Source organism: Streptomyces sp. NPDC049541, from assembly GCF_044465725.1.
Lineage (GTDB): Bacteria > Actinomycetota > Actinomycetes > Streptomycetales > Streptomycetaceae > Streptomyces.
Map to the genome: position 1 here is coordinate 1 of NZ_JBITLY010000002.1, position 19,956 is coordinate 19,956.

At 68.8% G+C, this 19,956-nt stretch carries 18 protein-coding genes, 1 rRNA gene and 1 riboswitch; of the genes, 14 read left to right on the plus strand and 5 right to left on the minus strand.

The genetic code is table 11. From position 1 onward, the window contains the following. The first annotated feature begins 134 nt into the window (after positions 1-134). From rrf to ACIBW9_RS07250, 11 genes are all read left to right on the plus strand, one after another. Positions 135-251 (plus strand): 5S ribosomal RNA (gene rrf, locus ACIBW9_RS07200). Between the two features lie 108 nt (positions 252-359). Next, positions 360-968, plus strand: coding sequence for a CDP-alcohol phosphatidyltransferase family protein (locus ACIBW9_RS07205; protein ID WP_390671356.1), 609 nt, complete (start codon positions 360-362; stop codon positions 966-968). Positions 969-1,084: 116 nt separating this feature from the next. Continuing rightward, complete coding sequence (locus ACIBW9_RS07210) at positions 1,085-3,580, plus strand: sugar phosphate nucleotidyltransferase (RefSeq protein ID WP_398952154.1); 2,496 nt, start codon at positions 1,085-1,087, stop codon at positions 3,578-3,580. Between the two features lie 107 nt (positions 3,581-3,687). Then, positions 3,688-4,593, plus strand: coding sequence for a DUF881 domain-containing protein (locus ACIBW9_RS07215; RefSeq protein ID WP_398952156.1), 906 nt, complete (start codon positions 3,688-3,690; stop codon positions 4,591-4,593). Then, the gene (locus ACIBW9_RS07220) at positions 4,590-4,922 is read left to right on the plus strand and encodes a small basic family protein (RefSeq protein ID WP_003988855.1); all 333 of its coding nucleotides are present in this window, start codon (positions 4,590-4,592) and stop codon (positions 4,920-4,922) included. The genes ACIBW9_RS07215 and ACIBW9_RS07220 overlap by 4 nt, the downstream gene beginning before the upstream one ends. Before the next feature lie 5 nt (positions 4,923-4,927). Continuing rightward, the gene (locus ACIBW9_RS07225; RefSeq protein WP_398952158.1) at positions 4,928-5,818 is read left to right on the plus strand and encodes a DUF881 domain-containing protein; all 891 of its coding nucleotides are present in this window, start codon (positions 4,928-4,930) and stop codon (positions 5,816-5,818) included. 61 nt (positions 5,819-5,879) lie between these two features. After that, positions 5,880-6,785, plus strand: coding sequence for an FHA domain-containing protein (locus tag ACIBW9_RS07230; RefSeq protein ID WP_398952160.1), 906 nt, complete (start codon positions 5,880-5,882; stop codon positions 6,783-6,785). Positions 6,786-6,829: 44 nt separating this feature from the next. Continuing rightward, complete coding sequence (locus ACIBW9_RS07235) at positions 6,830-7,567, plus strand: MerR family transcriptional regulator (protein WP_398952162.1); 738 nt, start codon at positions 6,830-6,832, stop codon at positions 7,565-7,567. 84 nt (positions 7,568-7,651) lie between these two features. Further along, positions 7,652-8,125, plus strand: a complete 474-nt coding sequence (locus ACIBW9_RS07240) for a bifunctional nuclease family protein (RefSeq protein WP_004002801.1) — start codon at positions 7,652-7,654, stop codon at positions 8,123-8,125. A gap of 203 nt (positions 8,126-8,328) precedes the next feature. Continuing rightward, a complete protein-coding gene (locus ACIBW9_RS07245) occupies positions 8,329-9,012 on the plus strand; it encodes a MerR family transcriptional regulator (RefSeq protein ID WP_398952164.1) in 684 nt (227 codons plus the stop codon). Between the two features lie 79 nt (positions 9,013-9,091). Beyond that, positions 9,092-10,456, plus strand: a complete 1,365-nt coding sequence (locus ACIBW9_RS07250; protein ID WP_398952166.1) for a DNA polymerase IV — start codon at positions 9,092-9,094, stop codon at positions 10,454-10,456. A gap of 130 nt (positions 10,457-10,586) precedes the next feature. Here ACIBW9_RS07250 and ACIBW9_RS07255 read toward each other — a convergent pair whose 3' ends face one another. Continuing rightward, entirely contained in the window at positions 10,587-10,964 is a 378-nt protein-coding gene (locus tag ACIBW9_RS07255; RefSeq protein WP_398952168.1) for a PRC-barrel domain-containing protein, read from the minus strand. Positions 10,965-11,077: 113 nt separating this feature from the next. Then, positions 11,078-11,173: riboswitch (glycine riboswitch) on the plus strand. A 176-nt stretch (positions 11,174-11,349) separates the two neighbouring features. On the opposite strand from ACIBW9_RS07255, the gene gcvP reads away from it, so the two are divergent. Further along, positions 11,350-14,235 carry an aminomethyl-transferring glycine dehydrogenase gene (gene gcvP, locus ACIBW9_RS07260; RefSeq protein WP_398952170.1) on the plus strand — a complete coding sequence of 962 codons (2,886 nt, stop codon included), beginning with the start codon at positions 11,350-11,352 and terminating at the stop codon, positions 14,233-14,235. A gap of 47 nt (positions 14,236-14,282) precedes the next feature. On the opposite strand, the gene ACIBW9_RS07265 is transcribed toward gcvP, so the two are convergent. Then, a complete protein-coding gene (locus tag ACIBW9_RS07265; protein WP_398953921.1) occupies positions 14,283-14,702 on the minus strand; it encodes a molybdopterin-binding protein in 420 nt (139 codons plus the stop codon). Between the two features lie 187 nt (positions 14,703-14,889). Continuing rightward, positions 14,890-15,285, minus strand: a complete 396-nt coding sequence (locus ACIBW9_RS07270; RefSeq protein WP_123963776.1) for a molybdopterin-binding protein — start codon at positions 15,283-15,285, stop codon at positions 14,890-14,892. A gap of 105 nt (positions 15,286-15,390) precedes the next feature. On the opposite strand from ACIBW9_RS07270, the gene ACIBW9_RS07275 reads away from it, so the two are divergent. Beyond that, a complete protein-coding gene (locus ACIBW9_RS07275; RefSeq protein WP_398952172.1) occupies positions 15,391-15,717 on the plus strand; it encodes a DUF1707 domain-containing protein in 327 nt (108 codons plus the stop codon). After that, positions 15,705-15,989 carry a hypothetical protein gene (locus ACIBW9_RS07280; RefSeq protein ID WP_398952174.1) on the plus strand — a complete coding sequence of 95 codons (285 nt, stop codon included), beginning with the start codon at positions 15,705-15,707 and terminating at the stop codon, positions 15,987-15,989. Before ACIBW9_RS07275 ends, ACIBW9_RS07280 begins: the two co-directional genes overlap by 13 nt. A gap of 99 nt (positions 15,990-16,088) precedes the next feature. Here the strand turns inward: ACIBW9_RS07280 and ACIBW9_RS07285 are convergent, their stop codons facing one another. Then, positions 16,089-18,038 carry an amino acid transporter gene (locus ACIBW9_RS07285; RefSeq protein ID WP_398952176.1) on the minus strand — a complete coding sequence of 650 codons (1,950 nt, stop codon included), beginning with the start codon at positions 18,036-18,038 and terminating at the stop codon, positions 16,089-16,091. A 297-nt stretch (positions 18,039-18,335) separates the two neighbouring features. Then, complete coding sequence (locus tag ACIBW9_RS07290) at positions 18,336-19,910, minus strand: Na+/H+ antiporter (RefSeq protein ID WP_398952178.1); 1,575 nt, start codon at positions 19,908-19,910, stop codon at positions 18,336-18,338. Positions 19,911-19,956: the final 46 nt, after the last annotated feature.

The window sequence follows — 19,956 nt, forward strand, 5'->3', positions numbered from 1 at the left end:
CCGGATCTGGAAGCACCGCAAGGTGTGGAGGTGACCGGTACTAATAGGCCGAGGGCTTGTCCTCAGTTGCTCGCGTCCACTGTGTTAGTTCTGAGGCAACGACTGTGTTTCGTCCGGTCGTAACTTCATAGTGTTTCGGTGGTTATAGCGTGAGGGAAACGCCCGGTTACATTCCGAACCCGGAAGCTAAGCCTTACAGCGCCGATGGTACTGCAGGGGGGACCCTGTGGGAGAGTAGGACGCCGCCGAACTCCTTTTAGAGCTCCGGCTCTTGGGCAACAGCCCAAGAGCCGGAGCTTTTTTGCGTTGAGGTAAGGTCAGGGGGCATCGTTGGCACGTTTCTCACAGGAGGCCCCCGGGTGGAGGTCCAGGAGACCCGCGTTCAGACGGACCGGGTCCTCACCATCCCCAACATCCTCAGCATGGCGCGTCTCGTCGGCGTGCCGGTCTTTCTGTGGCTGATCCTCAGGCCTGAGTTCGGAGGCCCCAAGAGTGACGGGTGGGCGCTCCTGGTGCTGGCTCTGAGCGGAGTCAGTGACTACCTGGACGGCAAGCTTGCACGGCGTTGGAACCAGATCAGCAGTCTCGGCCGGCTGCTCGACCCCGCCGCCGACCGGCTCTACATTCTCTCGACGCTGGTCGGCCTCACCTGGCGCGAGATTCTGCCAATCTGGTTGACCGCTGTACTTCTGGCGCGCGAGCTCGTCCTGCTGGTGATGGTGGGCATCCTCCGGCGCCACGGCTATCCGCCGCCGCAGGTGAACTTCCTGGGGAAGGCGGCCACCTTCAACCTGATGTACGCCTTCCCCTTGCTCCTGCTCAGTGACGGAACTGGATGGATCTCGTCACTCGCTGCTATTTTCGGATGGGCGTTCGCTGGATGGGGTACAACGCTCTATTGGTGGGCAGGAGTCCTCTACGTGGTACAAGTCCGCCGCCTCGTCCGCGCGGACGCCATGGCCGATTGAACCTCGCCGATTGCTGCGGCCGCAGTGCCTGGATGGCCCTCGGCGGAAAAGTGCGGGACAATCTGGGCGGGTGAAGTCGGCTAGACCGTCGTCTTTTTGAGGAGGACGCTTCCGACATGAAGGCCGTCGTGATGGCCGGAGGTGAAGGCACACGCCTTCGCCCCATGACCTCAAGCATGCCCAAGCCGCTCCTGCCCGTGGCCAACCGCCCGATCATGGAGCATGTGCTGCGGCTGCTCAAAAGGCATGGGCTGAACGAGACCGTCGTAACTGTCCAGTTCCTGGCCTCATTGGTCAAGAACTACTTCGGTGACGGCGAAGAGCTCGGAATGGAGCTCTCCTATGCCAACGAGGAGAAGCCACTCGGTACCGCAGGAAGCGTCAAGAACGCCGAAGAGGCGTTGAAGGACGATGCCTTCCTCGTCATCTCCGGTGATGCCCTGACTGACTTCGACCTCACCGAGCTGATCAATTTCCACAAGGAAAAGGGTGCGCTCGTCACGGTCTGCCTGACGCGTGTGCCGAATCCGCTGGAATTCGGGATCACGATCGTCGACGAAGAAGGAAAGGTCGAGCGCTTCCTCGAGAAGCCCACCTGGGGCCAGGTCTTCTCCGACACGGTGAACACGGGCATCTATGTGATGGAGCCCGAAGTCTTCGACTATGTCGAGCCCGATGTGCCCGTGGACTGGTCCGGGGATGTCTTCCCGCAGTTGATGAAGGAGGGCAAGCCGATCTACGGCTATGTCGCCGAAGGGTACTGGGAGGACGTCGGTACGCACGAGAGCTATGTGAAGGCGCAGGCCGACGTTCTGGAGGGCAGGGTCGACGTCGATATCGACGGCTTCGAGATGTCCCCGGGAGTGTGGGTGGCCGAGGGTGCCGAGGTGCATCCCGACGCAGTGCTGCGCGGCCCGCTCTACATCGGCGACTACGCCAAGGTCGAATCCGGTGCCGAAATTCGTGAGCACACCGTAGTCGGCTCGAACGTCGTGGTGAAGAGCGGTGCGTTTCTGCACAAGGCCGTTGTGCACGACAACGTCTACGTGGGGCAGCACAGCAATCTGCGTGGCTGTGTCGTCGGAAAGAACACCGACATCATGCGGGCCGCGCGGATCGAGGACGGCGCGGTCATCGGCGACGAGTGCCTCATCGGTGAAGAATCGATCGTTCAGGGCAATGTGCGGGTCTACCCGTTCAAGACCATCGAGGCCGGCGCCTTCGTCAACACCTCGGTCATCTGGGAGTCGAGGGGCCAGGCGCATCTGTTCGGTGCTCGCGGGGTGTCCGGCATCCTGAACGTGGAGATCACGCCTGAGCTCGCCGTGCGCCTGGCCGGCGCCTATGCGACGACTCTGAAGAAGGGCTCCACTGTCACCACCGCCCGCGACCACTCCCGTGGTGCCCGTGCGCTGAAGAGGGCGGTCATCTCCGCCCTGCAGGCCAGCGCCATCGACGTACGGGACCTGGAGAACGTACCGCTGCCCGTTGCCCGGCAGCAGACGGCGCGGGGCAGCGCCGGCGGGATCATGATCCGGACCACGCCCGGGGTGCCGGACTCCGTGGACATCATGTTCTTCGACGGGAACGGTGCCGATCTCTCGCAGGGCAGTCAGCGAAAGCTGGACCGGGTGTTCGCGCGGCAGGAGTACCGGCGTGCGTTCCCCGGGGAGATCGGAGATCTGCACTTCCCTGCCAGCGTCTTCGATTCGTACACCGGCTCGCTGTTGCGCAATGTCGACACGACCGGGATCAGCGAGTCCGGACTGAAGGTCGTCGTCGACGCGTCGAACGGCAGCGCCGGGCTTGTGCTGCCCAGCCTGCTGGGCAAGCTCGGCGTGGACTCGCTGACCATCAATCCCGGGCTCGACGAGTCGCGGCCCACGGAGTCCGCCGAGGTGCGGCGGTCGGGGCTGGTGCGGCTCGGTGAGATCGTCGCGTCGTCGCGGGCCGCCTTCGGGGTGCGGTTCGACCCCGTTGGCGAGCGGTTGTCGCTGGTCGACGAGAAGGGGCGGATCGTCGAGGACGACCGGGCGCTGCTCGTCATGCTGGATCTGGTGGCCGCGGAGCGGCGCAGTGGGCGGGTGGCGCTGCCGGTGACCACGACGAGGATCGCCGAGCAGGTGGCGGCGTACCACGGGACACAGGTCGAGTGGACGACGACCTCGCCCGACGACCTGACGAGGGTCGGCGGCGACGACTCGACCATCTTCGGTGGTGACGGCAAGGGCGGCTTCATCGTCCCGGAATTCAGCAGTGTCTTCGACGGCACGGCGGCCTTTGTACGGTTGATCGGGCTTGTTGCGCGGACGCAGCTCACCCTCAGCCAGATCGACGCCCGGATTCCGCGGGCACACGTCCTCAAGCGGGATCTTGCGACTCCCTGGGCCGTCAAGGGACTTGTGATGCGGCGTGTGGTCGAGGCGGCCGGAGACCGCTTCGTGGACACCACCGACGGTGTGCGGGTCGTGGAGACGGACGGGCGCTGGGTGATGGTGCTGCCCGACCCGGCCGAGGCGGTCACTCACCTGTGGGCTGAGGGGCCGGACGACGCCTCGGCGCAGGCCCTGCTCGACGAGTGGTCGGCGGTCGTGGACAGCGCCGGCCGCTGAAAAACGCAGCACACGCGCGTGCCGGACAGGTGTCCCCAAGGGGGCCCGTCCGGCACGCCGGTGGGGCCATTCGGAGGTAGTGGTCGCGACATGCGACGATGTGCGGCATGCCGCAGCAGCCCCCCGTTCGGAGCACACCCACGCGACCCTCGCGTCCGGACGCCTCCATGTCGCTGCTCACCAACGTCATGGACCACAGCCTGGACGACGGCTACGCCGAGGCGGCCGCCAGGAAGAAGGCCGCGGGCGACGGCGCTCTGCCCAAGACCCTTCGGGCCAGGCTCGGCCTGGCCGCCGGGCTGGTGCTCGCGGCCCTGGTCGTGACCGTGGGTGCGGCGCAGGCCCGGGTGGCGGCTCCCGTCGTCGCCAAGGAGCGCGAGGAACTGATCCACCGCATCGACCGGGAGACCACGACGGCGGACAAGCTGGAGGGCTCCGTCGACAAGCTGCGCGACGATGTGAGCGCGCGCCAGCGGGAGGCTCTCAAGAAGAGCGGCAGTGGAGATCAGTCGGAGCTGGTGGGGATTTTGTCGGGCGCCGTCGAAGTACACGGTCCCGGCGTGAAACTGGTCGTGAACGACGCCAAGGAAGCAACCAGCGGCGGCAACGGCAATCCGCGTGAGACCTCGGACTTCTCCGACACCGGTCGAGTGCGGGACCGCGACATGCAGCGTGTGGTCAACGGGCTGTGGGAGTCGGGGGCCGAGGCCGTTTCGATCAATGGGCAGCGGCTGACGGCGCTTTCGGCGATCAGGGCCGCCGGGGACGCGATACTGGTCGACAACAAGCCGCTGGTTCCCCCCTATACGGTGCTGGCCGTGGGGAACGGCAGGCAGCTGAGCAGCAGGTTCCAGAACAGCGCCGACGGGCTGTATCTGCATGCCCTGCAGGAGACCTACGGCATCCGGACCAGCATCTCCGTGGAAGGCGACCTCCGGCTGCCTGCCGCACCGAGTGTGATCGTACGTACAGCACAGCCGACAACCGAGAAGACTGAGAAGGGCACATCGTGATCGCCGTACTGGGCCTCGTAGTGGGAGTCGTGGCCGGCCTGTTGGTCCGGCCTGAGGTTCCGGCGGTCGTCGAGCCTTACCTGCCGATCGCCGTGGTCGCGGCGCTCGACGCCGTCTTCGGTGGTCTGCGGGCCATGCTCGACGGGATCTTCGACGACAAGGTCTTCGTGGTGTCGTTCCTGTCCAATGTGGTCGTTGCCGCGTTGATCGTGTTCCTGGGCGACAAGCTGGGTGTGGGCGCTCAGCTGTCCACCGGTGTCGTCGTGGTCCTCGGGATCCGCATCTTCTCGAACGCCGCGGCCATCCGCCGGCACGTGTTCCGGGCGTGAGGCCGATGAGCGACAACGAAGAGACGCCGGAGAACAGGCTGCGCAAGGAACTTCCGGAGGAGGTTCCCACGACGGAGCCCGACGTGACGGCGGCGGCTCCCGAGGAGAAGCAGCCCTCTGAGGAAAGGCACTCCTCCGAGGAGAAGCAGTCCTCCGAGGAGAAGCAGCTGCCTCTCACCGGGCGGCAGCGGCTGGTGCAGGGCCTGTGGCCGCCGCGCCTCACCCGCGCCCAACTCATCGTCGCCGTCCTGCTGTTCGGCCTCGGCTTCGGTCTGGCCGTCCAGGTGGCCTCGAACAGCAACAGCGACAGCGCCCTGCGCGGCGCGCGTCAGGAAGATCTCGTTCGCATCCTGGATGAACTCGACGACCGTACCCAGCGTCTTGAGGACGAGAAGCAGGGACTGGAGAAGCAGCGCGACGAGCTGGAGAACAGCTCCAACCAGGCCGAGGAGGCACGCAAGCAGACGGTCGAGAAGGAGAAGCAACTCGGCATTCTGGCGGGCACGGTGGCCGCGCAGGGGCCCGGCATCACGATGACCATCGAGGACACGAAGGGGTCGGTCCAGGCGGACATGCTGCTCGATGCGATCCAGGAGCTGCGTGCGGCCGGGGCGGAGGCGATCCAGGTGAACGACGTACGTGTCGTCGCCAACACCTACCTCACCGACTCGGGCAAGAGCGTGAGCGTCGACGGGAACAAGATCAACGCTCCCTTCCGTTTCAAGGTCATCGGCAAGCCGGCGGACCTCGAACCGGCGCTCAACATCCCTGGGGGCGTGGTGCAGACTCTGGAGAAGGAGCAGGCCACCGTTGCCGTCGAGCGGTCGAACAAGATCGTTGTGAATGCCTTGCGAGCAGCGAAGCGGCCTGACTACGCTCGGTCGTCCTCCCAGTGAACAGGCGGTGCATGGGCGACGTCCGGCGGGGGCATGAGGTTGCGGGGGGTCGGCGCACCGAATGGGTGGTGCGTGGTGGAAACTGTCTGGTGGATACGGACGTTGTGAGGATGTCCGGGTCGGCCGGTGTATGCAATCAGGGTTCGTCCTGCCCCACGGGCGGGTCTGTTTCGGTCAAGGGGAATCGCCCGTGAAGTTGTTTGCGAAGTTGTTCGGCAAGAGCGCGCGAGAGGGTAGCGACAACGCGACCGCTCGTCATCGCGCACAGCCCGATGCAGAGGGCCAGCGCCCACTGTTCCGGGACCAGGTCCCTGGGCCGGGTGGTGACATTCCCGGAGGTCAGGGCGCGCCGTCTGTTGACCCTGCGCAGTCCGGCGGCATAGGTTTCGGGCAACCGTCAACCTCAAGTACGGGTGGAGGGTTTTCCCCTATGTCGGCCCTGGTGTGTACGAGGTGCGGTAACCGCAACGCGGAGAACAGCCGCTTCTGCTCCAACTGTGGCGCCCCGCTGCGGGCCGGCGGCGCGTCCGAGCGGCCGTCCGAGACGACGTCGACGATCTCGATCTCCGGCATCGAGGCCTACGACGCCGAGGTCACCGGTCAGACGCAGATGCCGGCGCTCTCTCCCGAGGCACAGGCGGCCGTCGACGCGCTGCCGCTGGGCTCCGCGCTTCTGGTGGTGCGCCGCGGGCCGAACTCGGGCAGCCGCTTTCTGCTGGACGGCGACCTGACCACGGCCGGGCGTCATCCGCAGAGCGACATCTTCCTGGACGACGTGACGGTCTCGCGCCGACACGTGGAGTTCCGCCGTGGTGCGGACGGCTCGTTCACGGTGGCAGACGTGGGCAGTCTGAACGGCACCTACGTCAACCGCGAGCGGATCGACCAGGTCGCCCTGAACAACGGTGACGAGGTGCAGATCGGAAAGTACCGGCTGGTCTTCTACGCAAGCCAGCGGGGCTACTGACCATTCCCCCAGACCCCGTCCGGGGGGACCCCAAGGGAATGTCCATGCTTCGAACACCGAGCGGCGGTGCCGGGCACGGCACCGCCGGCCCGGACAGTGGTCTGATGAGCATCGGCACGGTGCTGAACGTGCTGCGCGACGAGTTCCCCGAAGTCACCATCTCCAAGATCCGTTTCCTGGAGTCGGAGGGGCTCATCGAGCCGCAGCGCACCCCGTCGGGGTATCGCAAGTTCAGCGCGGACGACGTCGAGCGCCTCGGCCATGTGCTGAGGATGCAGCGCGACCACTATCTGCCCCTCAAGGTGATCCGGGAGCATCTGGACGCCTTGGAGCGCGGTGAGGCAGTCCCACTGCCCGTGGTGGGACGCCAGCGGGACGGCGAGTCCCTCCTGGAGGCACCCGAGGGGCCCACTGCGGCTCGGATCGGGCGGGCCGAGCTGCTCGCGGCCGCCGGGATCGGCGAGCAGGAACTCGAGGAGTGGGAGTCGTACGGCCTGGTCGCGCCGCTGCCGGACGGGGCGTACGACGCGGAGACGGTGACCGTGGCGTCGCTCGTCGTGGAGCTCGGGCAGTTCGGGATCGAGCCGCGGCACCTCCGGGCCATGAAGGCCGCCGCCGAGCGTGAGGCCGGGCTGGTGGACCAGGTGGTGGCCCCGCTGAAGCGCCACCGTAATCCGCAGACCAGGGCGCATGCCGAGGCGCGGACAAAGGAGCTGGCGGCGCTCACGGTGAAGCTGCACGCCGCCCTCGTGCAGATCGCTCTCGGTGTGAGACTGCCCTGAGTCCGGCGCTTTGCGGAGGCCGGATCGACCCCCCGTTCCCGGCTCGACTACCCAAACGTCCCGGGCAGGTCCTAGGGTTGCTGTGTGAACGAGCTCGATGTCGTAGGTGTCCGGGTCGAAATGCCCTCCAACCAACCGATCGTGCTCCTGCGTGAAGTGGGAGGCGACCGTTACCTCCCCATCTGGATCGGGCCGGGGGAGGCGACTGCCATTGCCTTCGCTCAGCAGGGCATGGCCCCCGCCAGGCCGCTGACCCACGACCTGTTCAAGGACGTGCTGGAGGCCGTCGGTCAGGAGCTGACCGAAGTGCGCATCACGGATCTGCGGGAGGGCGTCTTCTACGCGGAGCTGGTCTTCGCCAGCGGGGTCGAAGTCAGTGCCCGTCCGTCCGACGCCATAGCGCTGGCCCTGCGCACCGGAACGCCGATCTACGGCAGCGACGGTGTGCTCGACGACGCAGGCATCGCGATTCCGGATGAGCAGGAGGACGAGGTGGAGAAGTTCCGCGAGTTCCTCGACCAGATCTCCCCGGAGGACTTCGGGACGAGCAGCCAGTGAGTCTCGAACTCCGGCAAGTGCCAACGGCGAGTGAGAGCGTCCTGCGGCCCCCTGCGAGCGCATTCGGCTAGCCTTTCCCCGCGGTGGGGTGCGGGAAACCACTCTTAGGGTGATTATCACTCGGCGTGCCGAGTGTGGCGATCGTTGACGCACCCCTAGTGACTGCCTACCGTCGAGATGGCAGGTCAAGGACGGAGGTCGGCGTGAGAAGCAGCGGCGACGGTACGGCTGGGGGTGGCCCCGGACGCAGTCTCGGGGAGAGCGGTCCGTACCCTCCCCCGAGCTCTCAACTTCGTTCGAGTTGGGGGGACCCCCATCCTGGCAGCGCGGCCGATCACGCTTCGCAGCGGCCGGCGGCCGTGCCGAGCAGCGGAGGGGCGGCATCCATGGCGTCCGAGCAGATCGGCTATCGCGGTCCGACGGCCTGTGCGGCCGCCGGCATCACCTACCGGCAACTGGACTACTGGGCCCGTACCGGGCTCGTCGAGCCGAGCGTGCGGCCCGCCTACGGGTCGGGCACGCAGCGGCTGTACAGCTTTCGGGACGTCGTCGTCCTGAAGATCGTCAAGCGGTTCCTGGACACCGGGGTGTCGCTGCAGAACATCCGTACCGCGGTGATGCACCTGCGGGAGCGCGGCTTCCGGGACCTGGAGCGCATGACGCTGATGAGCGACGGCGCCACGGTCTACGAGTGCACCTCGCCCGACGAGGTCCATGCGCTGCTCCAGGGCGGCCAGGGGATCTTCGGGATCGCCGTCGGTGTGGTGTGGCGGGACGTCGACAGTGCGCTCTCGCAGTTGCACGGTGAGCGGATCGACACCGGTGAGACCCTGGTCGGGCACAACCCGGCGGACGAGCTGGCACGACGGCGGAACCGGGCGGTCTGACGGCGTTCTCAGCGGCTTCTCGGGGCCCTTCGGCGGTCGTAGGGCGGCATTGTCAGTGGCGTAGGGCAGCATCGGAGATGTGAGAAACGCGCCCACGATCCTGCATCTCGACATGGATGCCTTCTACGCCTCGGCGGAGCAGGCATCCAAGCCGAGTCTGCGCGGGAAGGCCGTGATCGTGGGTGGGCTCGGGCCGCGTGGGGTGGTCGCCACCGCTTCGTACGAGGCGCGGGTCTTCGGGGTGCGGTCGGCGATGCCGATGGCGCAGGCGCGGCGGCTGGCACCGAACGCCGCGTATCTGGTGCCGCGCTTCGGGTTCTACCGGTCGATCAGCGAGCAGGTCATGGGGCTGCTGCACTCGCTGTCGCCGCTGGTGGAGCCCCTGAGCCTGGACGAGGCCTTCGTGGACCTGGAGGCCGGGGAGGCGGCCTGGGACGCGGCGTCGGCGCGGCTGGTGGGGGAGAAGCTGCGCGCCGACATACGGGCGGATACGGGGCTCACCGGGTCCGTGGGCCTCGCCGCCTGCAAGATGCTCGCGAAGATCGCCTCCGAGGAGGCCAAGCCGAACGGGCTGGTGCTGGTCGAGCCCGGGACCGAGCGGGCCAAGCTGGGACCGATGTCGGTGCGGATGCTGCCCGGGGTGGGGCCGGCCACCGGGGACCATCTGCGGCGGGCCGGCATCACCACGGTCGACGAGATCGCCGAGGCCGGTGAGGACGAGCTCGTCCGGTTGCTGGGCAAGGCCCATGGACACGCGTTGTACGCCATGGCGCTGGCGCAGGACGACCGGCCCGTGGTGGCCGAGCGGGAGGCCAAGTCGGTGTCGGTCGAGGACACGTACGACGTGGACATCCACGACCGGGTGAGGGTGGGGCTCGAGGTGCAGCGGCTGGCCGACCGCTGTGTGCGGCGGCTGCGGGGTGCGGGTCTTTCGGGGCGGACCATCGTCCTGAAGGTGCGGCGCTACGACTTCTCGACGCTGACTCGTTCCGAGACGCTGCGCGGGCCGACGGACGATCCGGCGGTGGTGCGGGAGGCTGCCGCACGGCTGCTGGACTCGGTGGACACGACGGGGGGTGTGCGGTTGCTGGGGGTCGGGGTGAGCGGGCTGGCCGACTACACGCAGGAGGACCTGTTCGCGCAGGCAGCGGGGGACGGTGCGGAGCCTTTGGCGGACGAAGCGGACGAGGAACCCGCCGAGGAACAGAAGGTCGCTGTCGAACGGCGGTGGCCCGCCGGGCACGATGTGCGGCATGCCGAGTTCGGGCATGGGTGGGTGCAGGGAAGCGGGCTCGGGCGGGTGACCGTGCGGTTCGAGACGCCGGACTCGGAGCCGGGGCGGGTGCGGACGTTTCGCACCGATGACCCTGAGCTGGAGCCGGCGGATCCGTTGCCGTTGGTGGCGCGGAGACCCGGGGCCTCCGTGCAGGGGGTCGGCGCCTGACCGGGGAGGGCGCTGGTCCGCGCGGGGGCCGGGCACCGTGGGAGTGGGTCAGGGCCTGCCGTTTGGAACCGCTGCCGGGAGGTGCGCCTTGCAGCCGTCCCGAGCGGGGTCATGGATCCAGGCGACGGGTCTAGGCGTCCGCGTCCTCCGTGCCCGCGAGCTTGCCGAAGTCGTGGTCCGGGAAGGGGGAAGAAGCGGGGACGTCCAGCCCGTAGTGGTGGTAGAGCTGGAGCTCCTGTTCGGGGGAGAGATGGCGGCCGACGCCGAAGTCGGGGGCGTCCTTGATGAGGGAACGGTCGAAGGGGACGTGGAGGGTGCCCTCGATCAGTTCGCTGGGTTCCAGGGGGACGAAGGCGTCTCGGGAGAACAAGCCGGTGCGTATGGCCGCCCACTCCGGCACGCCGGTCGCGTCGTCGAGGTAGACCTCGTCGATGGTGCCGAGCTTGGTGCCGTTGCGGTCGAACGCCTTGCGGCCGATCAGGTTGCGCGGATCGATGTCGGTCTGCACGGGCCCTCCACTTGGTCGCACCTCATCCGTAAGCACTACAAAAGAGCAGATTGGTGATGACGGCCACTCGAAGGATCGGATGGTGTGCTCGCTGGTAGGCTGACAGCGGCTGCTGACCCCGTGCGGGAGAGTCCTCCAGACACCATCGGAGGCGCCGAAGGAGCAAATCCTCCCCGGAATCTCTCAGGCTCACGTACCGCGCGGACGAGGTCACTCTGGAAAGCAGGGCGGGTATCGATGGCTTCCGCTCTCACCGACGGTGAAAGCCGGGCGCCCTCGGGTGTTCCGGTGAAGCTCTCAGGTTGAGATGACAGAGGGGGAGGCCGTCCGGGTACCCGTGCCGTGGTGCCCCTCGAAGGTCGTGTCAGACCAGGAGGCCTCCGCAATGACCGCCCATCGCATTCCGCTCTCCGCGCTCGAACAGGGAATCCCGTTCGAGCAGCGCCACATCGGGCCTGATCACGAGGCGCGGGCCAAGATGCTCGCGCAGGTCGGATACGGCTCGCTGGACGAGCTGACCGCCGCCGCGGTGCCCGATGTGATCAAGAACTCGGATGAGCTGGAGCTGCCGGGTGCGCGTACCGAGGCCGAGGTGCTGGCCGAGCTTCGGTCGCTCGCCGACCGGAACCAGGTGCTCGACTCCATGATCGGGCTCGGGTACTACGGGACCTTCACCCCGCCCGTCATCCTGCGCAACGTGATGGAGAATCCCGCCTGGTACACGGCCTACACGCCCTACCAGCCCGAGATCTCTCAGGGGCGGCTCGAGGCCCTGCTCAACTTCCAGACCATGGTCGCCGATCTGACCGGGCTGCCCACCTCCGGTGCCTCGCTGCTCGACGAGGGCACGGCCGCCGCCGAGGCGATGGCGCTGTCCCGGCGCATGGGCAGGAACAAGAAGGGCCTGTTCCTGATCGACGCGGACGTGCTGCCGCAGACCATCGCCGTGATCGAGACGCGTGCCGAGCCGACCGGTGCGGAGGTCGTGGTCGCCGACCTCAGCGACGGCATACCCGCCGAGGTCGCCGGGCGTGAGATCAACGGCGTGCTCGTCCAGTACCCCGGCGCCTCCGGTTCCGTACGCGACCTCAAGCCGCTCATCGACCAGGCGCACGAGCTCGGTGCGCTCGTCACCGTCGCCGCCGATCTGCTGGCGCTGACGCTGCTGAAGTCGCCCGGGGAGCTCGGTGCTGACATCGCGGTCGGGACCACGCAGCGCTTCGGTGTGCCGATGGGCTTCGGCGGGCCGCACGCGGGCTACATGGCGGTGCACGAGAAGTTCGCGCGCAGCCTGCCCGGCCGGCTGGTGGGCGTGTCCGTGGACGCGGACGGGCACAAGGCCTACCGGCTCGCGCTGCAGACGCGTGAGCAGCACATCCGGCGGGAGAAGGCCACCAGCAACATCTGCACGGCCCAGGTGCTGCTCGCCGTGATGGCGGGGATGTACGCGGTGTACCACGGGCCGGAGGGGCTCAAGGCGATCGCGCGGCGCACCCACCGGTACGCCACGATCCTCGCCGCGGGCCTTGAGGCCGGTGGTGTCGAGGTCGTGCACGGCTCCTACTTCGACACGCTCACCGTGCGGGTGCCGGGCCGCGCCGGCGAGGTGGTGGCCGCCGCGCGGGAGAACGGAGTCAACCTTCACCTGGTCGACGCCGACCATGTGTCGATCGCCTGCGACGAGACCACCGCGCGGGCCCAACTGGGCGCCGTGTGGACCGCGTTCGGGGTCGAGGGCGACATCGAGGCGCTGGACGCGGCGACCGAGGACTCCCTGCCCGCAGGACTGCTGCGCACCGACGACTACCTGACCCACCCGGTCTTCCAGCAGCACCGCTCCGAGACCGCGATGCTGCGCTACCTGCGCCGGCTCGCCGACCGTGACTACGCGCTCGACCGGGGCATGATCCCGCTGGGCTCCTGCACCATGAAGCTCAACGCCACCACCGAGATGGAGCCGGTCACCTGGCCCGAGTTCGGGCAGCTGCACCCCTTCGCGCCCGCCGAGCAGGCGCAGGGCTACCTCACCCTCATCCGTGAACTCGAGGAGCGGCTCGCCGAGGTCACCGGGTACGACAAGGTGTCCCTGCAGCCCAACGCCGGATCGCAGGGCGAGCTGGCCGGACTGCTCGCCGTACGCGGGTATCACCGGGCCAACGGGGACGAGCAGCGGACCGTGTGTCTGATCCCGTCGTCCGCGCACGGTACGAACGCCGCCAGCGCCGTGATGGCCGGGATGAAGGTCGTCGTCGTGAAGACCGCCGAGGACGGTGAGATCGACGTCGAGGACCTGCGGGCGAAGATCGAGCAGTACCGCGACGAGCTGGCCGTGCTGATGATCACGTACCCCTCCACGCACGGTGTGTTCGAGGAGCATGTCGCCGACATCTGCGCCCAGGTGCACGAGGCCGGCGGGCAGGTGTACGTCGACGGTGCCAACCTCAACGCCCTCGTGGGGCTTGCCAAGCCGGGCCACTTCGGCGGTGACGTCTCGCACCTCAACCTGCACAAGACCTTCTGCATCCCGCACGGCGGCGGCGGGCCGGGCGTCGGCCCGGTCGGCGTACGCGCGCACCTCGCGCCGTATCTGCCGAACCACCCGATGCAGCCGGCCGCGGGACCGGCGACGGGCGTCGGGCCGATCTCCGCGGCTCCCTGGGGTTCCGCGGGCATCCTGCCGATCTCGTGGGCGTACGTCCGGCTCATGGGCGGCGAGGGGCTGAAGCGGGCCACGCAGGTGGCCGTGCTGAGCGCCAACTACATCGCCAAGCGGCTGGAGCCGCACTACCCCGTGCTCTACACCGGCCCGGGCGGGCTGGTCGCGCACGAGTGCATCATCGACCTGCGGCCGCTGACCAAGGCGACCGGCGTGAGCGTGGACGACGTCGCCAAGCGGCTCATCGACTACGGCTTCCACGCGCCCACGATGTCGTTCCCGGTGGCCGGCACCCTGATGATCGAGCCGACCGAGTCCGAGGACCTGATCGAGCTGGACCGGTTCTGCGAGGCGATGATCGCCATCCGTGCGGAGATCGAGAAGGTCGGGGCGGGCGAGTGGCCGGCCGAGGACAACCCGCTCCGGGGTGCGCCGCACACCGCCGCCGCGCTCGGCGGGGAGTGGGAGCACGCGTACTCGCGTGAGGAGGCCGTCTTCCCGGCCGGGGTGTCGGCCGCCGACAAGTACTGGCCGCCGGTGCGCCGGATCGACCAGGCCTTCGGTGACCGGAACCTGGTCTGCTCGTGCCCGCCGCTGGACGCGTACGACGACTGAGGCAGTGGTCGTGGAGGAGGGCCCCGCTTCGGCGGGGCCCTTTCCCGTTACGCCGTGGCGAGTGAGATCTCCGTCGCCTTGATCAGGGCCACGACGGGAGTGCCGGTGGCCAGGGCGAGGTCCGTGACGGCGTCCTTGGTGATCGCGGAGGTCAGCTCGCCGCCCTCGACGGCGACCTTCACGGAGGCCATCGCACCGCCGGTGGTCACGTCGGTGACCGTACCGGGCAGCTGGTTGCGGATGGACAGGCCCTCGACCGGGGCCGTGGCCAGGGAGACCTCCGTCGCCTTCACCAGGGCGCGTACGGCGGCGCCCGCGGCGAGGCCGAGTTCCTCGGCGGACTCGAGGGTGATCGCCGCGGTGATCTCCTGGCCGCCGGTGAGACGGACCTTGACGGTGGACATGACCTCTCCGGAGGTGATGGCGGTGACCGTGCCGGGGATCTGGTTGCGGATGCTCAGGCTCATGGGGCTCATGGGGAACGCCTCGCAGGGGGTGGCGGGTTGAGGGCTTTGTGCCCGGGCCCACCGTAGCCCCGGCCGGGTGTTATGCCGGGTACGCTCGTGTTTGCGTCGCCGTGGCCGTTGCCCGGACCCGGCGCCCGGCTGCGGAATCGCATGAGCCGGGCCTGCCGTAGGGGGAGTTGTTCCTGGGTCACGTGCGGTCGATGTGCACGTTGGTCGACTTCACGCGGGCGGTGGCCTCCATGCCGACCTCGAGGCCGAGCTCCTCCACGGCCTCGCGGGTCAGCAGTGAGACCAGGCGGTGCGGGCCGGCCTGGATCTCGACCTGGGCCGCCACGTCGCCGAGCTTGATCGCGGTGACGATGCCCGGGAAGGCGTTGCGGACCGAGGTGTAGGAGGTCTCCTCCTCGGCGCTGCCCGCCTTGGCGAGTTCCACGGAGAAGGCGGCCAGGTCCCGGCCGTCGATGAGCCGTCGGCCGCCCTCGTCGCGATGGGTCGCCACCCGGCCGGCGTCGGCCCAGCGGCGTGCGGTGTCCGGACTCACGCCGAGCAGTCGTGCGGCCTGGCCGATGGTGTAGCTCTGCATGCGGTCACGATAGGGCCGGGAACGGGCCAGGGTGGACGGGGGCTTGAGCGTGGCATGTAACGCGATACAGCGTCAGTTGGGTGACCGGGATTCGGGGGTGCGGGTATGGCGGCTGAGATTTCGGGCAGTGGCGTGGCGGCGCTGGATCCGCGGGCCTCGCATGCGGACCGGGACCGGGTCGTGGAGGTGCCGCGGGTGGCGGCCGGGGACGGTCGGCTGACCGCGGAGGAGCTGGACGAGCGGGTCGAGGCCGCCTTGACTGCCCGGACGCTGGGCGAACTCGCCGTTCTGACGGTGGACCTGCCGGGATCGGTCGCGGAGGTCACCGGCAAGGACGTCGACCGCATCGAGCAACGCGGCGCTTCCGCTCGGCGCCGTGGCGGCTGGGTGGTACCGCGGCGGCTGGAGATCGACTCGGAGTGGGCGAGGTGACGCTCGACTTCACCGAGGCGGTGATCAGGCACGACCCCCTGCACATCGAAGTGGACCTGCGCGGAGGCGCATTGAAGCTGCCGACCCGGCCGGGCGTGGTGGTGGACACCGACTCGCTGGTGATCGAGTACGAGGGCGTCAAGAACCGTTCGGCGGGCGGCTCGGGTGTGCCGGCGGAACTGCGCGTCGAGATTCACGGCCGTATGAACTTCGGGCAGGTGTCGGTGCGTCCGCAGCGGCGTGGGTTCCTCAGAAGGGGCCCGAGGTGCTGAGTACCGGGTCCGTGATCATCCGCGCCGTCGTCGTGTTGCCCGCGCCTGCGCGGCGGAGCCGCAGATCGACACAGCTCCGCGCCCCTTCGCGGCGGGGCCTCAGCCCGTGTGAACGCGAGGCCTGCGGACGCGGTCCGGTTCTGCTTCGCGTAGGACCTCTCGGGTGACCGGGGCGACCTCGCCCTGGCCGAAGAGGAAGAAGCGCAGGAAGTTGGCGAAGGGGTTGCCCTCGGTCCACTCGAAGTAGATGTGCGGGGTGCACCCGGTGGTGTCGCGGACGTGCAGGAGCAGGGCGGCCAGTGCGTTCGGGATGGAGGAGGACTCCAGTGTCAGCACCCGGTAGCGGCCGTGCAGGACCTCGCCGCGCACCGTGAGACTCGCTTCGAACTCGGAGGGGTCGACGACCGTGACCTCGACGAAGACGAAGTCCTCGCCGGGGATGTCGTTGTCGTTCCGGATCTGCTCGATCTTGTCGCGGTACTCGGCCTTGTCCCGCTGGTCCGGCTCGTTGGCGATGAAGCGGATCTTGCGGCTGGCCATGTCCCGGATGAAACGTTCCGCCATGTCGTCCAGCGTCACGCTGGTGACGCGCAGCTCGAAGGCGCGGGCCAGCCGGGAGAGCAGGGAGACCAGGATGATGCCGGCGATGAAGCAGGCGCCGATCTTGACGCCGTCCGGGCGCTCGATGACGTTGGCCACGGTGACGTAGAGGAGGACCGCCGAGACGACTCCGAAGCCGATGGTCCAGCCCCGCTGCTGGGCACGGCGGGCGGCGATGGTCACCGCGATCGCGGCCGAGGACATCAGGACCAGCACACCGGTGGCGTAGGCGCCGCCCTGGGCGTCGACGTCGGCGTTGAAGATCCAGGTGACCAGGAAGCCGATCAGGGTGAAGACGATCACCATGGGGCGCACGGCGCGGGCCCAGTGCGGTGCCATGCCGTAGCGGGGCAGATAGCGGGGCATCAGGTTGAGCAGGCCGGCCATGGCCGAGGCGCCGGCGAACCACAGGATGGCGATGGTCGAGATGTCGTAGACCGTGCCGAAGGCGTTGCCCAGGTACTCGTGCGAGAGGTAGGCGAGGGCGCGTCCGTTGGCCTGGCCGCCGGACTTGAACTCCTTCTCCGGGATCAGCACCGTGGTGATGAAGCTCGTCGCGATCAGGAACACGCTCATGATCAGCGCGGCGGCCGTGAGGAGCTTCTTCGTGTCGCGGATGCGGCCCTGCGGGTTCTCCTCGGTGTCGCCCGGGTCGCCCTGGACGTGCGGCATGACCGCGACGCCGGTCTCGAAGCCGGAGAGACCGAGCGCGAGCTTGGGGAAGACCAGCAGGGAGACGCCGATCATGGCGAAGATGTTGCCGTGTTCCGTGGTCAGCGCGCTCGTCCAGTCGGTGACCAGATGGCCCGCGGTGATCACGTGGTACATCCCCACGGCCACGACGACGACGTTGAGACCGAGGTACACCACCACCAGCGCGACCGCGACGCCGATCGCCTCCAGGAAGCCCTTGAGGAACACCGCGCCGAGCAGGGCCACCAGGATGAGCGTGATCAGCATCTGCTGGTCGTGCAGGGTGCTGGTCAGGTGGGGGTTCTCGACCAGGTGGGTCGAGGCGTCCGCGGCCGACAGGGTGATGGTGATCAGGAAGTCGGTGGCGGCGAAGCCGAGCAGGGTCAGGACGAACAGCTTGCCCTTCCAGAACGACAGCAGCCGCTCCAGCATCGCGATCGAGCCCTCGCCGCGCGGGCTCTCCTCGGCCACCCGGCGGTAGACCGGCAGCGCACCGGCGAGCGTCACGATCACGAGGACGATGGTCGCCACCGGCGACAGCAGGCCGGCGGCCAGAGCCGCGATGCCGGGCTGGTAGCCGAGGGTCGAGAAGTAGTCGACGCCGGTCAGGCACATCACGCGGTACCAGCGCTGCCCCTTGTGCGCGGGCTCCGGCTGGGCGTGCGGCGCCTGCTGGATGCCCTTGCCCATGTCGGCCAGGCCCTCCAGCATCCAGGCGCGCAGGCGACTGGGAGGCGGGTGCTCGGTCGTGGCCATCGGCGTGCTCCTGAGGTGCGGCTCAGCGTGTGGATTCCGGCCATCACGCGGACGGCGGCACCAGCGTAAGCGGAGAGTGACGCATGGGCCCACGGATGAGGGCCGTGACGGCGTCAAGCTTCCGTTAAGACTCGCTGCTCGACGGAAGCGGCGCCCAGGAAGTCAGCTTCTGTAGCGGTTCGCGGCTGTTTGGGCCGTCCGGGGGATGGGGTTCGACGATCGGGGCCGGACACCCAGCGTCATGGCGCGTGGGATGACGACACCGGTGCCACTGGTCGATCGCGCGGCTGCCGTGGCTCAGATGTCCGTCAGGCGGGCTTCCTCCAGGTCCAAGGACCGCTGCAGCCTCCTGCGCGTCGTGTCGCTTATTGCGTGTTCGTCGTACAGGCGCTGCAGTTCCAAAGCCTCGAAGGCGATGACGTCGCGGCGGAGCTGGCGGTAGACCAGGTCGGCGGATTCGGCGGGGGCGCTTTGGCCGGTGTGGTCGGTTAGGCGGTCGCGGGCGTCGTCGAGACGGGCGGTGAGCCCGCGGCGGAGGCGGTCGAGAACGACCTCGGGGACGGCCTGCAGTTCGGAGAGTTCCTCCAGGCGGCGGATGCCCGCGTCGGCCAGGCGGCAGCGGGCCGCGGCCTCCTCACGCTCGGTGTGGTCGGGTTCGAGGGCGATGCCGGAGCGGCGGACCACGGGGGCCAGGCTGAAGCCCTGCACGACCAGGGTGACGACCACGACCGAGGTGGTCAGGACCAGCACCAGGGCGCGGTCCGCGAGCGTCGCGCCGCTCTTGGTGGTCTCCGGGATGGACAGGGCCGCGGCCAAGGGGACGACGCCCCGGGTGCCCGCCCAGGTCAGCACCATGGGGACCCGCCAGTTCACGGGGCGGATGCCGCCCTTGCGCTGTACCACCGACGACAGTGGGGCCAGCCACAGCAGCCGTACGGCGATCAGGGTGCCGGCGACCGCGAGCGCGTACAGCGGCCAGGCCCGGTCGCCGGGGGACAGCGCCCGCACCTGGGCGGGCAGGGCCAGGCCGATGAGCGAGAACACCACGCTCTCCAGCAGGAACACCACGGTGCCGTACACCGCGTGCAGCTGGAGCCGGATGTGTGCGTTGGTGAGCTTTTCGCCGCGTCCGCCCAGGACGACTCCGGCGACCACGACCGAGGTGACGCCGGAGGTGTGGGCCGCTTCGGCCAGGACGTAGGCGGCGTACGGCGTGACCAGGGCGATCACCGTTTCCAGGACCGGGTCCTCGGTGCGCCGCCGGATCAGTGTGACGACGTGGGCGACGGCCGCGCCGATCAGCGTGCCGCCGCCCGCCAGCACGGCGAACTCGCCGCCCGCCGCGCCCCAGTTCGCCGCCGCGGACGCCACGGCCACGCTCACCGCGACCCGGAACAGGACCAGCGAGGTGGCGTCGTTGAACAGGCTCTCCGCCTGGACCAGGACCTGGACCCGGGGCGGCAGGGCCAGGCGTCTGCCGAGCGCCGTGACCGCCACCGGGTCGGTGCTGGCCAGGACCGCGCCCAGCACGAACGCCATCCGCCACGAGAGCGGCGTCACCAGCGAAGCCACCGCGCCGACCGCCGCCGCCGACGCCAGGACCAGCCCGATCGCGAGGATTCCGACCGGCTTCCACACCGCCCGCAGCTCACGCCAGGACAAATCCTCCGCACTCGCGTACAGCAGCGGCGGCAGCACGACCAGGCCGATGATCTCGGGGCTGGTCCGGATCTCGGGAGTGCCCGGCAGCAGGGCCACGACGAGGCCGGCGACGACCAGGAGGGACGGTGCGGGGATGCGCCGGCGGTGAGCGAAGGTGGCCACGACGGTGGCCAGTACGACCAGTGCGAGTACCGTCCCTACGCTGCGCATGCCTTCCCCCTGGGGCCTTCACGGGAACGACCGTGGCTCCCGGCCG

Excerpts from the sequence above, each read along its gene's own strand:
- ACIBW9_RS07210 (WP_398952154.1), top strand. The coding sequence starts at position 1,085 with ATGAAGGCCGTCGTGATGGCCGGAGGTGAAGGCACACGCCTTCGCCCC.
- ACIBW9_RS07215 (WP_398952156.1), top strand. The coding sequence starts at position 3,688 with ATGCCGCAGCAGCCCCCCGTTCGGAGCACACCCACGCGACCCTCGCGT.
- ACIBW9_RS07225 (WP_398952158.1), top strand. The coding sequence starts at position 4,928 with ATGAGCGACAACGAAGAGACGCCGGAGAACAGGCTGCGCAAGGAACTT.
- ACIBW9_RS07230 (WP_398952160.1), top strand. The coding sequence starts at position 5,880 with ATGGGTGGTGCGTGGTGGAAACTGTCTGGTGGATACGGACGTTGTGAG.
- ACIBW9_RS07235 (WP_398952162.1), top strand. The coding sequence starts at position 6,830 with ATGCTTCGAACACCGAGCGGCGGTGCCGGGCACGGCACCGCCGGCCCG.
- gcvP (WP_398952170.1), top strand. The coding sequence starts at position 11,350 with ATGACCGCCCATCGCATTCCGCTCTCCGCGCTCGAACAGGGAATCCCG.
- ACIBW9_RS07265 (WP_398953921.1), bottom strand. The coding sequence starts at position 14,702 with ATGAGCCTGAGCATCCGCAACCAGATCCCCGGCACGGTCACCGCCATC.
- ACIBW9_RS07270 (WP_123963776.1), bottom strand. The coding sequence starts at position 15,285 with ATGCAGAGCTACACCATCGGCCAGGCCGCACGACTGCTCGGCGTGAGT.
- ACIBW9_RS07275 (WP_398952172.1), top strand. The coding sequence starts at position 15,391 with ATGGCGGCTGAGATTTCGGGCAGTGGCGTGGCGGCGCTGGATCCGCGG.
- ACIBW9_RS07285 (WP_398952176.1), bottom strand. The coding sequence starts at position 18,038 with ATGGCCACGACCGAGCACCCGCCTCCCAGTCGCCTGCGCGCCTGGATG.
- ACIBW9_RS07290 (WP_398952178.1), bottom strand. The coding sequence starts at position 19,910 with ATGCGCAGCGTAGGGACGGTACTCGCACTGGTCGTACTGGCCACCGTC.